The following is a 12,010-nucleotide window of genomic DNA, read 5'->3' on the forward strand; positions in this document are numbered from 1 at the left end:
TACATCGTATTTACTAAAAATTTGCTGGTTCATTTGTTGTAAATAGCTGTGTATATTACCCTGCATGGCATAATAACGTGTAAAATCTTTTTCAAACCCTTTCGGGAACATGGGGAAGGTGGTATCTTTTGCCACAAATTGAAAAGCATCTAACCTAAATCCGTCAATGCCTTTATCAGCCCAAAAGCGCATAATATTGTACACTTCATTTCTAACTTTAGGATTTTCCCAATTTAAATCGGGTTGTTTATCTGAAAAATAATGCAGGTAATAGGCATTGGTGAGTGTATCATACTTCCAGGCATCATGATTAATATCGAACAAACTATAACGATAAGGTGGTTTCCCATTTTCAGCATTCCACCAATGATAATAGTTGCGATAGGGGTTATTTCTTGAACTCCGGCTTTTCTGAAACCATTCGTGTTCGTTGCTACTGTGGTTCACCACCAAATCCATTACCAATTTAATACCTCTGCGGTGCATTCCATTTAACAAAGAATCAAAATCGGCCATCGTCCCAAATTCAGGCAAAATTTTGCGGTAATCGCTTACATCATAGCCATTATCAAAATTGGGCGATTGGTAAATGGGGTTTAACCAAACCACATCAACACCTAAACTTTTAATATAATCTAATTCAGAGATAATGCCTTTTAAATCGCCTACGCCATCGCCGTTGCTATCTTTAAAACTTCTGGGATAAATTTGATACACAATGGCTTCTTTCCACCATTTTTGATTGGCATCTGCTTTTGGTAGTTCAGATTGTGCATTACTATTTTCAGCACAAACAGTGAGACATAATAAAAAAATGGCAAGTATATTTTGTTTCATAAATAGTTTGATGAAAGGATGAAGTATTTAAATAACACAATGTATCAGAAAGCAGAAGCGCATTCCTTTAATATATCCGGCTTTATTTCATTTCTTCAAAATCAATATACTCTTCATCTGCCGGTTTTGTTTTAGAAGATGCAGCTTTAGATGTGGCATTAAAATTATTTTGCGATTCAGCAGCCTGCTGTTGCGCTTGTTGCATGGCATTAATCTTCTGTTTCATTTCAGAAGTAGCTTTGCCAATTGGCACCACCAAATCAAATACAAACTTGTAAATCAGATACAATACACAACTCCAAATAATAATTTTTAACATAGTGGCAAAAATACAATAACAGGGTTTAATTACAACCCTCCGGCCATTTTTTAACCATTTATAATAAGTTCCTATTTCTAATTTGGAGCGTAATCATTTTATCCATTACATTTGCAACGGAAAAAAGAACGATAGAAGGGAACGGAAGCGTTCCCTTCTGCTTTATAGGTATGTCAACACAAACACACATAGAACAAATTACCGGCATTGTAAATAGCATGCTGGAAACCGAGCCTTCATTTTTTTGCGTAGCGGTTAAAGTAAAACCCACACAAAATATAAAGGTGTTTTTAGATGGCGATGAAGGATTGCCCATTGAAAAATGCGTGTACTTTAATAGAAAACTGTATCAATTAATCACAGAAGCGGGTATTTTTCCGGAGGGCGAATTTAGTTTGGAAGTTTCTTCACCCGGCGTTGGTGAGCCGCTAAAACTACACAGGCAATATGTTAAAAATATTGGCAGAAATGTTGAAGTAGTATTTACCGACGACACCATTAAACAAGGTGTTTTGCTGGCCGTGGCAGAACAGGATATTTTATTGGAACATACAACAGGAAAAGGCAAAAAAGCTATCACACAACAAATTTTAATACCATTTACTACTATAAAAACAACAACCGTTCAAATTAAATTTTAATATTCATCAGGCCCGTTTGTATCAACAAAGCCTGAACTACCGCTAAAAAATTGAATTATGGCAAGTATTAATCTTATTGACGCATTTCAGGAATTTAAAGACACCGAAAATCTGGACAGACCTACTTTGATGAAAGTAGTAGAAGATGTTTTTAAAACCTTATTACGCAAAAAATATGGTAGCGACGAAAATTTTGACGTAATTGTAAATGCCGAAAAAGGCGATTTGGAAATCATCCGCCGCCGGATGATTGTAGAAGATGGAGAAGTGCATGACCCACTTGCCGAAATCAGCTATTCAGAAGCCGTTAAAATAGAGCCCGATTTTGAAGTAGGCGAAGAATTGTATGAAGAAGTTGATATGCTCGACTTTGGCCGCCGTGCTATTTTAGCTGCCAAACAAACTTTGGCCAGCCGTATCAACGATTTAAAAAAGAATGTACTGGTAAAAAAATACAGCGATCGCATTGGTGAAATCATTTCTGCCGATGTGCATCAGGTTTGGAAAAAAGAAGTTTTATTAATGGATGAAGAAGAGAATGAATTAATTTTGCCAAAATCTGAACAAATACCACAAGACTTTTTCCGCAAAGGCGAAACCATACGTGCAGTTGTTGCAAGAGTTGATTTAAAAAACAATTCCCCTGTCATCATACTTTCACGAACCAGCCCTTTATTCTTAGCCAAACTTTTAGAAATAGAAGTACCGGAAATTTTTGACGGACTAATATCAATCAAGAAAATTGTTCGTGAGCCGGGTGAAAGAGCAAAAGTAGCAGTAGAATCTTATGACGACAGAATTGACCCCGTTGGTGCCTGTGTAGGCATGAAAGGAAGTCGTATTCATGGAATTGTACGTGAATTGAAAAACGAAAATATTGATGTTATTAATTACACCAATAATATCCAGCTACTCATTCAACGCTCTTTAACACCTGCTAAAATCAGCTTCATGAATATTGATACAGAGAAGAAGCAGGCTGATGTTTATTTGAAAGCTGATCAGGTATCGCTTGCCATTGGCCGAAGAGGCGTAAATATTAAATTAGCTTCTGAACTAACCGGATATACTTTAGATGTGTTTAGGGAAGATGAAGAAAAAACAGATGAATTTGACATTGACCTGGAAGAATTTAGCGATGAAATTGAACCCTGGGTAATTGAAGCATTCAAAAAAGTAGGATGCGATACGGCCCGCAGTGTTTTAAATTTAAATGAAGATGAACTGGAAAGAAGAACCGATCTGGAAAAAGAAACCATTGCCGAAGTAAGAAGAATTTTACAGGCCGAATTTGATAACGATGAAGCATAAAACCTTTCTTTTTTAATACCATAAAAAAAGTTTATGCAAAAACTTGAGTATTTTAAAGCAACATATTAGGCCATAAACGGTCTTATATATACATTTGAACGTTGCCTTTAACAAAAAGGCGCGGATGGATTAAATAAAACGGAATGTCAGAACTGAAATTACCACGATTATTAGCAGCAGCCAAAGAGTTTAATGTTGGTCAGGATACCATTATTGAATTTTTGGGGAAGAGAGGTTTTAACAAAGAGGAGCTGAAACCAACAGCCAAACTTTCAGTAGAAATGTATCTTGCCCTTCAGGCCGAATTCCAAAGTGATAAACAAGCTAAGAATAAAGCTGATCAGGTAGAAATACCTAAAATTGCTCCGGCAGAACCAAGAAAAAGAAAGGAAGAAGAAGAAGTAAGTTTTAAAAAAGAGGAAAAAAAATCACTCCCCAAAGAAGAACTTAAGGAAACATTGAAAGAAACAGAATCGGAATCTGTTCAGAAAAAAACTACACCAGCCGAAGTTCCTACCGTTGAATTACCATCTGAACCTATTCTTACAGAAGCGCCCATCATCCAGGAAAAGCATCCCGAACCGGAAGTAATTGTACCCGAAAAATCTGCAGAAGATGACTTTATTAAGTTAGAGGTTCCCGAAATAGAAGGGCCTAAAATTATTGCAAAGATTGATTTAGATGCAATAGATACTTCTACCAGACCTAAAAAATCTTCCAGAAAGAAAGAAGATACATCCGATAAAAAGGAACCGATAGTTGAAAGTACTACCCCGGTTACTCCACGTGTTCAACCCGAAGAAATTACGGTTGTTGCTAAAGAAGAACAACCCACAGCAACACCTGTAACCAATATAGAATCCAACATTCCACACCAGGATGGTGCACCGGTTATTGAAAATATTGAAGTGGAAAAATTAACCGGCCCCAAAATATTAGGGAAAATACAATTGCCAATTGACAGTGACACCCGGCCCAAACCTTCTTCACGTGAAGAAAGCCGTAAGCAACGCAAACGCATTCCGCTAAACAAAGTAGGTGGTAACCAACCCGGAGGACAATTTAACCGCGAACCCAAAGCAGGTGGCGGCCCACGTCAGGGTAATGTAGCTGCAGGTACTACTGTTAATGCAGGCGGTACACCGGTTACAGGACCCAACCGGCCCATACAACCCGCTAATAACCGCAATAATCAGCCGCAAGGTGGTGGCGGAACAGGTGGCAACCGGAACAACAATAACCGACATACCCCACACCAACGAGGTGCCGGACGTGATCATAGAAAAGAAGAAAAAGAAATTGACGCAAAAGATATTCAGGAAAAAATAAAAGAAACGCAGGCTAAATTAGCCGGTGCAGGTGGCAGAGGTAAAAGCCTAAAAGCAAAATATCGCCGTGCCAAACGAGATGAAGCTGCCGAATCAATGGGCGAATTATCGGAAGATAATAAACTACAGGTAACAGAATTTATCAGCGTAAGCGAACTGGCCAATTTAATGGACGTAAGTTTTGCAGATGTAATTGGTAAATGTATGAACCTGGGCATTATGGTGTCTATTAACCAACGCCTTGATGCAGAAGTAATTGAATTAGTGGCTAGTGAATTTGGCTATGAAGTAGAATTTATTGGCGTGGATGACGTGGATGAATTAAATGAGGAAGAAGAAGAGGAAGATACCCAAAACTTAGTAAGCCGCCCACCAATAGTAACCATTATGGGCCACGTTGACCATGGTAAAACCTCATTACTCGATTATATTAGAAATGCCAATGTAGTTGCAGGTGAAGCAGGCGGTATTACCCAGCACATTGGTGCGTATGAAGTTACCTTACCCGAAAGTGGCAAACACATTACATTTTTAGATACACCCGGACACGAAGCCTTTACCGCTATGCGTGCTAGAGGTGCAAAAGTTACAGACATTGCAGTTATTGTTATTGCAGCAGATGATGCCGTAATGCCACAAACCAAAGAGGCCATTAGCCACGCACAAGCTGCCAATGTACCCATGATTTTTGCCATCAATAAAATTGATAAAGAAGGCGCCAATCCACAAAAAATATATGAACAACTTTCCAATATGAATATTTTGGTGGAAGAGTGGGGTGGAAAATACCAAAGTCAAGAACTGAGTGCCAAACAAGGTTTAAATGTTGATTTACTTTTAGAAAAAATATTGCTGGAAGCAGAATTGTTAGATCTGAAAGCCAACCCCAATAAAGAAGCATCCGGCTCTATTATAGAAGCCACTTTAGATAAAGGTCGCGGCTATGTAGCTACTATTCTGGTTCAAAATGGCACCCTTAAACAAGGTGATATTATTGTAAGTGCACAATATTATGGCCGTGTTAAAGCCATGTTTAACGAACGGAATCAAAAAATTACAGAAGCACCTCCATCAACACCCGCAGTTATTTTAGGCTTAAATGGTGCACCACAGGCCGGTGAAAAATTTAAAGTATATAAAGGTGAATCTGAAGCCAAAGAATCTGCCAATAAACGGGCACAATTAATGCGTGAACAGGGACTTAGAGCACGTAAACATATTACCCTAGATGAAATTGGACGTAGATTAGCTTTGGGTAACTTTAAAGAATTAAATATTATCATCAAAGGTGATGTGGATGGTTCAATAGAAGCATTGAGCGATTCTTTACAAAAACTTTCTACCGCTGAAATTGCAGTGAATGTTGTACACAAAGCAGTGGGTCAGATTTCAGAAAGTGATGTATTGCTGGCTACCGCTTCTGATGCCATTTTAATTGGCTTCAATGTTCGCCCATCGGCACAAGCTGCCCGTCTGGCACAAAATGAGGGCGTAGAAATTAAAATGTACTCCATTATTTACAATGCTATTGAAGAAGTGAAGAGCGCCATGGAGGGTATGTTGGAACCCAAAATTCAGGAAAAAGAAGTGGCCACCGTTGAAGTACGCGAAGTATATAAATTTGATAAAGCTACCGTTGCAGGTTGCTTTGTTTTAGAAGGCCGTATAAAAAGAGATGCAAAAATCAGATTGTTTAGAGATGGCATCTTAATTTATCCACGTCAGGAAGGTGCATTTGCTGAATTAGGCAGTTTAAAAAGATATAAAGATGATGTAAAAGAAGTGCCCTCTAATATGGAGTGCGGCTTAACCATTAAAAATTATACTGATTTAGCAGTAGGTGATACCATTGTAGCTTATGAAGAAGTAGAAATAAAACGTACATTATAACCATACTTTCCTATCATTTGCTTCAGGATGTAGCGGGTAAGCCTGCCTGAAGCAAATTTTTTTGTTAAAAGCTTTAGCAGTGAGCAGTTTCACACAGTTTAGAAGTACTTTTGAAACACACAATACCTAAATATTTTATCCTGAATAGCATGCAGGAATAAACATTTTTAAATAAATGAAATAGCCTTGCAGGTGATACATAGTAAAAAATTATGAAGCAGTTTTTATTAGTAAGCATTCTTTTCTTTTCCGTATCTGCCACTATAAAAGCGCAGGTACAAAAAGTAGTAGCCGATAAAATTGTTGCCCAGGTTGGCGATAAAATTATTTTACGATCAGATGTAATGAATGCTATTTCAGATGCCAAACGTCAGGGTCAGGAAGCATCATTACCTCCACATCCTGAATGTGCCTTTTTAGAAGCACAACTCATTCAAAAAGCATTGGTTTTACAAGCTGAAAAAGATTCACTCGTTGTTTCTGATGAAGATTTGGATGCAGCTTTAGACAATCAAATCAGAGGTTTTATCAGAGAATATGGTTCGAAAGAAGTACTGGAGGAAATTGCAGGTAAAACCATTTATCAAATTAAAGAAGATTTCAGGCCGGCATTCAGAGACAGAAAATTAGCCGACCAGATGCGCAATAAAATTCTGGAGAACGTAAAAGTTACTCCCAATGAAGTAAAAGCATATTTCGATAAAATTCCAAAAGACAGTCTCCCATTTTTTGAAAGCGAAATTGAAGTGAGCCAAATTTTGGCACAGCCAAAAGCGAATAAAGAAGTAGAAGATTATGTATCAAAAGATTTATACAGCTATAAAAAACAAGTTGAATCGGGCCAGAAAAGATTTGATCAGTTAGCAAAGCTATATTCTGATGATGTGGAAACAGAAAAACAAGGTGGTTTATTACACCTGAACAGAAACGATAAATTCTGGGATCCTACATTTTTGGCCACTGTATTTAAATTGAAGGAAGGTCAAATTTCTCCGGTTATTAAATCAAAATTTGGTTTACACATCATTCAATTAGTAAGCCGTTCCGGCGATGATGCGGTAGTACGCCACATTCTTAAAATTCCACCGGTAACACAAACAGAAATTGATTTATCCGTTCAAAAATTAGACTCGGTTCGTAATTTAATTGAAACCAAACAAATGACTTTCGGTGAAGCTGTTAACCGCTTTAGCGACGATGATAACAGCAAATTTACCGGCGGTCAAATTCAGGGAAGAGATGGCAGTTCATACATTACCATTGATCAGTTACCCGATAAAGACTTAATTCCATTATTAAAAACACTGAAGCCCGGACAAATATCGCAACCACAAGTTTATACCGACGACCGGGGCAGAAAAATGGTACGATTGGTTTATCTGAAAACCAGAACAGAGCCACATCGCGAAAACCTGAAAGAAGATTATAACAAAATTGCACAACAAGCATTGGAAGATAAAAAACAATCGAAATTAGAACAATGGTTTAACGATCATTTACCTAATTTCTACATTACTATCGATAAAGAATTTAAAGGTTGCAAATCGTTGGATGAGTGGTGGAAATATGCTGCTAGAAATTAAAAGTTGTAGCATATATAGTTCAATCCACTTTCTTCAAACATATTCAAAACCATTTTACCAACAGCAGAAATGGTTTTTTATTTTTTAAAAGAGGGCACTCTATCTGCAATAAAAAAATTGCAGAATTACAGCCCACTTTGTATCATTACACCAACTGTACACCGTTATTTTAAAGTAAATTCAAAATTTATACGGTAGCAACTTCGGCCTCTTTCAACAATTGCAGATGCGCCTGAAACAAATTGCTCAACAAATTTTCAGATTTTTTTTCAGTACCAATCAAATCCTGTAAACTCACTTTATCTAATAATTGATCAATGGAGAACTGCACCATTTGCCACAATGAACGCACAGAACAATCTACCGAATTATTGCAAAAACGCATAGATCCGGAATACGTACCGCAAAACTCTTTTGAAAACAATGCCCCACCCAATGATTTTAATACCTTATTTACATTAATTTCAGATGCAGGTCGGGCCAAAACATAACCGCCCACATTACCGGGTGTACTATTAATATATCCTGCCTTCCGCAACAATCGGGTTAATTTAGCCACATAAGCCATTGTTAAACCCTCGGCAACACTCAGTGCTTGTATGCTCATGCTTTCACTATCCTTACACCTTGCAATGCGGAGTAAAATACGAAAACCATATTCTTCCTGTGAAGTTATTTTCATGTTGCAATTTTTTAAGGTAAGCGTACAGATTTAAATATATTAAAAAATAATTTATTTATTTTCAGTATTAAATTTGAATGCCGGCGTTACATAAATCCTAAAGTAAGTTGAGCAGCCTCACTCATCATACTTCTATCCCATGGCGGATCCCAAACTACTGAAACATGCACATCATTTACCCCTTCAATAGCACGCACTTTTTGGTCAACTTCAATCGGTAATTCCTGAGCAGCCGGGCAACTGGGTGCAGTTAAAGTCATTACAATCTGCACATTGTTAATAGGCAGAATTTCAACTTCATAAATCAGACCCAGCTCGTAAATATCTACCGGAATTTCCGGATCGTATATTTCATGTAAAGCTTCAATCACTTTTTCTTTTAATGCTTCCGGTTCCATAGTTTTCCTTTTTCAGGAGTTAATAGATTGAAACGCCAATGCATAATGTTTCATTTGCTGAATCATGGCACGCAAACCATTGGAACGGGTTTGTGCCAAATGTGTCATCATGCCTATTTCTTGTAAAAAATCTAATTGTGCTTGTAAAATTTCCTGAGGCGTAACGCCGGATAAAACTTTAATCAGCAAACTCACCAATCCTTTTACAATTACCGCATCACTATCTGCTTTAAAAAATACTTTCCCATCTGAATAATTGGCTACTAACCAAACAGTTGACTGGCAGCCTTTAATGATATTTTCTGCTAACTTATATCGCTCATCCAGCGGTGGAAGTTTTTTACCCAGTTCAATGATGTATTCATATTTTTCTTCCCAGCTATCCAATAAAGCAAATGCTTCAATTATTTCTGCCTCTCTTGCTGCAATAGTGCTTGATTCACCCATATTATAAAAGCATTTTAATTGATTTTTGAATGCCGTTAATTAGCCGGTCTACTTCTTCCATTGTATTATATACGGCAAAAGAAGCACGAACCGTTCCGGGAATACCCAAACGGTGCATTAAGGGTTGTGTACAATGATGCCCGGTTCTAACGGCAATGCCCTGATTATCTAATAAAACACCCATATCTTGCGGATGAATATTGTTTACCAGAAAAGAAATAACTCCGGTTTTATTTTCAGCCGTTCCATAAATGCGCAAGTTGGGAATTTGGAGCATTTGTTTCGTAGCATATTCCAATAATTCTTTTTCATGTTGGTGTATCATTGCAACATCGGTTTCACGCATAAAATCAATCGCTGCCTTTAATGCAATGGTATCAGCAATGTTTGGGGTGCCTGCTTCGTATTTATACGGCAATTCAGCATAAGTAGTTTTGGCAAAACTTACTTCTTTTATCATTTCGCCACCGCCCATAAATACGGGCATTGCTTCTAACAAAGCCTTTTTACCATACAAAACACCAACGCCTGTTGGAGCATAAATTTTATGTCCTGAAAAAGCATAGAAGTCACAATCCATTTTTTGTACATCAATATCTAAATGTACAGTAGCCTGAGCGCCATCCACTAACACAAGCGCACCAGCGTTGTGTGCCATTTGTATGATTTCAGATATAGGATTGATGGTGCCTAAACTATTCGATACATAAGTAATGGCAACCAATTTCGTTTTAGACGTTAGCAGTTGCCGGTAAACATCTAACAACAACTCACCTTCATCGCTAATGGGAATAACCTTTAATACTGCTTTTTTTTCTTCACAAAGTATTTGCCAAGGCACAATATTGGAGTGATGTTCCATTTCAGAAATGATGATTTCATCACCTTCCTGAATATTTTTTCTTCCCCATGTATTAGCAACCAGATTGATTGACTCAGTGGTACCTCGTGTAAAAATTATTTCTTCGGTACAAGATGCATTGATAAAAACCTGCACTGCTGTGCGTGTTGCTTCATAAGCGGCCGTTGCTTCTTCTGCAAGTGTATGAATACCTCTGTGAATATTGGCATTTGAGTGCATATAATAATGGCTCAATGCATCAATAACAACCATTGGCTTTTGTGTAGTTGCAGCATTATCGAGATATACGATAGGCTTGTTATGAATAGTGCGCTTCAATATTGGGAATTGTTTCCGAATATCTTCCACCTGCAATGTATTCAATATATGGGTTGATGTTTCCATGATGATATCAGCTGATTTGAACGGAGAGCCTGTTTACAATCAGTGTTTCAATGTGTTCGCGTAATGATTCAATTTTAATTTTTTCAATAACATCGTTTGCAAATGCCTGCAACAACATAGCTTTAGCCTGTGCAGCATCAATACCACGGGAACGCAGATAAAACAAAGCTTCCTCATCTAACCTTCCTATAGTACATCCATGAGAACATTTAACATCGTCAGCAAAAATTTGTAACTGAGGTTTGGTATTTACACTGGCCATTTCACTCAACAAAATATTTTTGTTACTCTGGTATGCATTGATTTTTTGAGCCTGTGGCCGCACATAAATTTTTCCGCTAAAAACGCCTGTAGTTGCATCATCCATTACACCTTTATACAACTCATTACTAAAGCAATGGGGTTCTCTGTTATCAACCAATGTATGGTTATCAGCATGTGTATTCCCTTTCAACAAATACAAGCCATACATATGTGCCTCATTACCTGGTGTTTCCATAATAATATTGGTGTTGTTACGAACCATGCCACCATCTAAAGTAACCACTACGGTATGCACATAACTTTTGCCAATTTGGCGAATATGGGTTGTGTTTACCTGATTAGCTACTGCAATATCATTTTGTAGTTTATAATATTCAAACACCGCATTGCCTGCAACCACCACTTCCATTACTTCATTTGTAAAACTATCTGAACTACCTGCAGTTTTATATGTTTCAACCAACTTCAATTCAGCTGATTCTGCCAGATATATCAAACTGCGGGGCTGAGCCAGAACCGGATTTTGAACAGTATCGGCAATATGATAAATATACAATGGCAGTGCTACCTGTACTTTTTTGGGAACATACACAAATACACCACCGTTAATGAAAGAGGTATTTAGTGCATGAATACCATCCTGCAAATACAAACTGCTTTTACCTAAGTGCTCTTTCAAAATATCAGAAAAACGTATATCATTCGCTGCTTCTTCCATTGATATAATAACCAGTTCATTGGCTGCAGAACGAATATTAGAAAGCAACGGATTGTACAAACCATTTACAAATACCAGTTCATTGGCTGTTGCACTATCCGGCAAGCGAAATGTATTAACAGACGCCTGATTGATGGTTGAAATTTTTTCAGAAAAACTGTATGACTGTTTAAATAAATTACTGACCGGAGTATACCGCCACTCTTCATTTTTATAAGATGGAATACCTACATTTTGATAGGCTTGAAAACCTTTTTGTCTAACCTCATTCAACAACACATTTGGATGCGATGATTGCAATGTGCCAAACTTTTCTTCTATATACGCCGTTTGTAAAATTGCCATA

The 12,010-nt window shown here is 37.5% G+C and carries 11 protein-coding genes; 4 read left to right on the forward strand and 7 right to left on the reverse strand.

Annotated elements, in window-relative coordinates; genetic code table 11:
* Together JK139_RS07455 and JK139_RS07460 are read right to left on the reverse strand one after the other, a co-directional pair.
* On the reverse strand, nt 1-837 hold an 837-nt coding region (locus tag JK139_RS07455), incomplete at its 3' end, for an alpha-amylase family glycosyl hydrolase (protein WP_262900173.1).
* 82 nt (nt 838-919) lie between these two features.
* Nucleotides 920-1,156, reverse strand: coding sequence for a hypothetical protein (locus JK139_RS07460; protein WP_068242352.1), 237 nt, complete (start codon nt 1,154-1,156; stop codon nt 920-922).
* A 170-nt stretch (nt 1,157-1,326) separates the two neighbouring features.
* Between JK139_RS07460 and JK139_RS07465 the strand changes: the two genes are divergently transcribed.
* The 4 genes from JK139_RS07465 (at nt 1,327) to JK139_RS07480 (ending at nt 7,909) form a co-directional block, all read left to right on the forward strand.
* Entirely contained in the window at nt 1,327-1,797 is a 471-nt protein-coding gene (locus JK139_RS07465; RefSeq protein WP_218330943.1) for an LSm family protein, read from the forward strand.
* A gap of 57 nt (nt 1,798-1,854) precedes the next feature.
* The gene (nusA, locus tag JK139_RS07470) at nt 1,855-3,108 is read left to right on the forward strand and encodes a transcription termination factor NusA (RefSeq protein ID WP_218330944.1); all 1,254 of its coding nucleotides are present in this window, start codon (nt 1,855-1,857) and stop codon (nt 3,106-3,108) included.
* A 143-nt stretch (nt 3,109-3,251) separates the two neighbouring features.
* On the forward strand, nt 3,252-6,326 hold the full coding sequence (infB, locus tag JK139_RS07475) for a translation initiation factor IF-2 (RefSeq protein WP_074420745.1): 3,075 nt from the start codon (nt 3,252-3,254) through the stop codon (nt 6,324-6,326).
* A 212-nt stretch (nt 6,327-6,538) separates the two neighbouring features.
* Entirely contained in the window at nt 6,539-7,909 is a 1,371-nt protein-coding gene (locus JK139_RS07480; RefSeq protein WP_218330945.1) for a peptidylprolyl isomerase, read from the forward strand.
* Nucleotides 7,910-8,096: 187 nt separating this feature from the next.
* Here the strand turns inward: JK139_RS07480 and JK139_RS07485 are convergent, their stop codons facing one another.
* The 5 genes from JK139_RS07485 to sufD all read right to left on the reverse strand — a co-directional run bounded on the left by JK139_RS07485 (nt 8,097) and on the right by sufD (nt 12,009).
* A complete protein-coding gene (locus tag JK139_RS07485; protein WP_074417819.1) occupies nt 8,097-8,591 on the reverse strand; it encodes an RrF2 family transcriptional regulator in 495 nt (164 codons plus the stop codon).
* Between the two features lie 86 nt (nt 8,592-8,677).
* Complete coding sequence (locus JK139_RS07490; RefSeq protein ID WP_218330946.1) at nt 8,678-8,989, reverse strand: SUF system Fe-S cluster assembly protein; 312 nt, start codon at nt 8,987-8,989, stop codon at nt 8,678-8,680.
* A 12-nt stretch (nt 8,990-9,001) separates the two neighbouring features.
* A complete protein-coding gene (locus JK139_RS07495) occupies nt 9,002-9,436 on the reverse strand; it encodes a SufE family protein (protein ID WP_068242339.1) in 435 nt (144 codons plus the stop codon).
* 1 nt (nt 9,437) lies between these two features.
* Nucleotides 9,438-10,682 carry a cysteine desulfurase gene (locus tag JK139_RS07500; protein WP_218330947.1) on the reverse strand — a complete coding sequence of 415 codons (1,245 nt, stop codon included), beginning with the start codon at nt 10,680-10,682 and terminating at the stop codon, nt 9,438-9,440.
* Between the two features lie 7 nt (nt 10,683-10,689).
* A complete protein-coding gene (sufD, locus tag JK139_RS07505) occupies nt 10,690-12,009 on the reverse strand; it encodes a Fe-S cluster assembly protein SufD (protein ID WP_218330948.1) in 1,320 nt (439 codons plus the stop codon).
* Between the last annotated feature and the right edge of the window lies 1 nt (nt 12,010).

Origin of the sequence: Hydrotalea lipotrueae (genome assembly GCF_019249625.1) — a bacterium.
Classification (GTDB): Bacteria; Bacteroidota; Bacteroidia; order Chitinophagales; family Chitinophagaceae; genus Hydrotalea; species Hydrotalea flava.

Bases quoted from the DNA above. Each gene is read 5' to 3' on its own strand.
- JK139_RS07460 (WP_068242352.1), bottom strand. From the start codon at position 1,156: ATGTTAAAAATTATTATTTGGAGTTGTGTATTGTATCTGATTTACAAG.
- JK139_RS07465 (WP_218330943.1), top strand. From the start codon at position 1,327: ATGTCAACACAAACACACATAGAACAAATTACCGGCATTGTAAATAGC.
- nusA (WP_218330944.1), top strand. From the start codon at position 1,855: ATGGCAAGTATTAATCTTATTGACGCATTTCAGGAATTTAAAGACACC.
- infB (WP_074420745.1), top strand. From the start codon at position 3,252: ATGTCAGAACTGAAATTACCACGATTATTAGCAGCAGCCAAAGAGTTT.
- JK139_RS07480 (WP_218330945.1), top strand. From the start codon at position 6,539: ATGAAGCAGTTTTTATTAGTAAGCATTCTTTTCTTTTCCGTATCTGCC.
- JK139_RS07485 (WP_074417819.1), bottom strand. From the start codon at position 8,591: ATGAAAATAACTTCACAGGAAGAATATGGTTTTCGTATTTTACTCCGC.
- JK139_RS07490 (WP_218330946.1), bottom strand. From the start codon at position 8,989: ATGGAACCGGAAGCATTAAAAGAAAAAGTGATTGAAGCTTTACATGAA.
- JK139_RS07495 (WP_068242339.1), bottom strand. From the start codon at position 9,436: ATGGGTGAATCAAGCACTATTGCAGCAAGAGAGGCAGAAATAATTGAA.
- JK139_RS07500 (WP_218330947.1), bottom strand. From the start codon at position 10,682: ATGGAAACATCAACCCATATATTGAATACATTGCAGGTGGAAGATATT.
- sufD (WP_218330948.1), bottom strand. From the start codon at position 12,009: ATGGCAATTTTACAAACGGCGTATATAGAAGAAAAGTTTGGCACATTG.